General features: G+C 50.8%; 2 protein-coding genes. Both read left to right on the top strand.

All coding sequences use genetic code 11. The features are described from left to right. Positions 1-40: 40 nt before the first annotated feature. Positions 41-1,552, top strand: coding sequence for an IS21 family transposase (istA, locus tag MMIC_RS12335; RefSeq protein WP_072660768.1), 1,512 nt, complete (start codon positions 41-43; stop codon positions 1,550-1,552). Next, complete coding sequence (gene istB / locus MMIC_RS12340; RefSeq protein ID WP_072660767.1) at positions 1,539-2,267, top strand: IS21-like element helper ATPase IstB; 729 nt, start codon at positions 1,539-1,541, stop codon at positions 2,265-2,267. Before istA ends, istB begins: the two co-directional genes overlap by 14 nt. Positions 2,268-2,335 lie beyond the last annotated feature (68 nt).

The raw sequence follows: 2,335 nt of genomic DNA on the forward strand, positions 1-2,335 counted from the left end.
GCTAATGATTTAGTTGGAGGAAAAAACAGGAGTGATCACAGTGGAAACGAAAGCAAAAGTAAGGCGGGATTTTTACGTCCATAAGAAGAGCATCAAACAGATTGTTCGTGAGCGTCAGCTTTCGAGGAATACGGTACGTAAGATCTTGCGCGATGATGATACAAGCTCGGAGTATCAGCGCACAATTCAACCATGCCCTGTGCTTGGTAACCATGAGCCCCAATTAGTCGAATGGTTGACGCATGACGCGGCATTGCCGCGCAAGCAACGGCGCAATGCTGTGCGGTTGCATCAACAACTGTCGGAACAGGGATATCAGGGTGCCTACGACAGTGTTCAGCGCTTTGTGAAGCAGTGGAGGGAGCAAGCTCGTCTGACACGTTCACAAGCCTTCATTCCACTGGAGTTCTCTCCCGGTGATGCGATGCAGTTTGACTGGAGTATGGAACACGTTGTAATTGGCGGTGTTGCGCAAACCATCAAGGTTGGTCACTTCCGTTTGAGCTACAGCCGCAAACTGTTTTTGGTTGCCTTTCCACGCGAGCAGTTGGAGATGGTTCTGGAAGCCCACAATTGCGCTTTCGCTTACTTTGGCGGCTCCAGCAAACGCATCATCTATGACAACCCAAAAACGATTGTCCACCGCATTCTCAATGGCAAGGAACGTGATTTGAACAAGCGTTTTGCACGCATGGCCAGCCATTACCTGTTCGAGCCGGTGATGTGCAATCCATCCGCAGGATGGGAGAAGGGGCAAGTTGAGAAACAGGTTCAGGATGTCCGCAACTGGATATTCCTGCCCAAGCTGAAGTTTGATTCGATGGATAAACTCAATGCCCACCTGCAAACAGAGTGTGACCGACTGGCCCGGCGCAATCATCCAACGATGAAAGAGAAAACCATCGCAGAAGTCTTTGAGGAAGAACGGGCCTTACTGATTCACGTGCGCCAACCCTTTGAGGCATATACAGAGCATGAGTGCAAAGCGAGCAATACATCGCTGGTACGTTATGACCGTCATCACTACAGCGTCGATAGTATGGCTGCCGGATGCTGCGTTACGTTACGTGCTTACGCTGATCGGATTCACATCGTGTATAAGGATCAGCTTGTGGCAGAGCACGTTCGCTCATTCAAACGGGACGGGATCAGCTATGACCCATGGCACTATATTGAGGCGCTGAAGCGGAAGCCCGGTGCCTTGCGCGATGGCGCACCATTCAAACAGTGGAGCGACTTGCCACCGGCTATGGCTCGCATGCGTCGCAAGCTGGCTACCATTACTGGTGGAGATCGGCAGTTTGTACTGTTGCTTTGTGCTGTCAGTGAACACGGTCTCGATCCGGTTGCGCGGGCTTGCCAGCAGGCATTGGACGCAGGTGTGATTCAGGCTGACTGGATATTGAACCTGCTTGCCAGAGCAGAGGCTCAGGAGGCCCCGGAACCCATCGATGTGCCGCAGGTTCTGATGCTTGATGAAGAGCCCGTGGCTGACTGTGATCGCTATAATGTACTGCTGTCGTTGCAGGAGGTATCCCATGCCATCCACTGACATCATTGCATCACTCAAGGCGCTGAAACTGTTTGGTATGGCAGGTAGTTACGATGAGACACTAGATACTGCTATCCGTGACAGGAAAACAATGGCTCAGTTTCTGGCTTTACTATGTCAAACAGAGGCAGAAGACCGCCGGGTTCGTTCTATTCGCTATCAAATGGGCATCGCCGGATTCCCGGTCAGCAAAGGTATCGACACCTTCATTTTTACGGATACCCCCATCAATGAACAACAGGTACGTAGCCTTTATCAGGGTAGTTTCCTGGTTGATTACCGCAATATTGTTCTGGTCGGAGGTACGGGAACCGGCAAGACGCATCTGGCCATAGCCATGGCTGCACATGCCATACGTTGTGGTAAACGGGGTAGGTTTTACAGCGTAGTCGATCTGGTTAACAGACTGGAGCAGGAACATCGTAATGGTGAGGCTGGAAAACTGGCTAGGCAACTGGCTCGACTCGATTTTGTGGTACTCGATGAGCTTGGCTATTTACCGTTTTCGCAGGCAGGTGCTGCCCGGCTCTTTCATCTGGTCAGTGGTTGCTATGAAGTGACATCACTGATTATCACGACAAACCTCAGCTTCGGCGAATGGTCACAGGTGTTTGGAGATGCCAAAATGACTACCGCAATGCTCGACCGAATCACCCATCATTGTGACATTATAGAGACCGGAAATGAGAGCTGGAGATTCAAAAATAGAGCATGATTTAAACAGACTTTAGGGGGGTCAAAATTGGACGCTGATGGGGGGTCAATTTTGGGTGCTGATTGACA

The sequence above is a fragment of the Mariprofundus micogutta genome (assembly GCF_001895085.1).
Lineage (GTDB): Bacteria > Pseudomonadota > Zetaproteobacteria > Mariprofundales > Mariprofundaceae > Mariprofundus > Mariprofundus micogutta.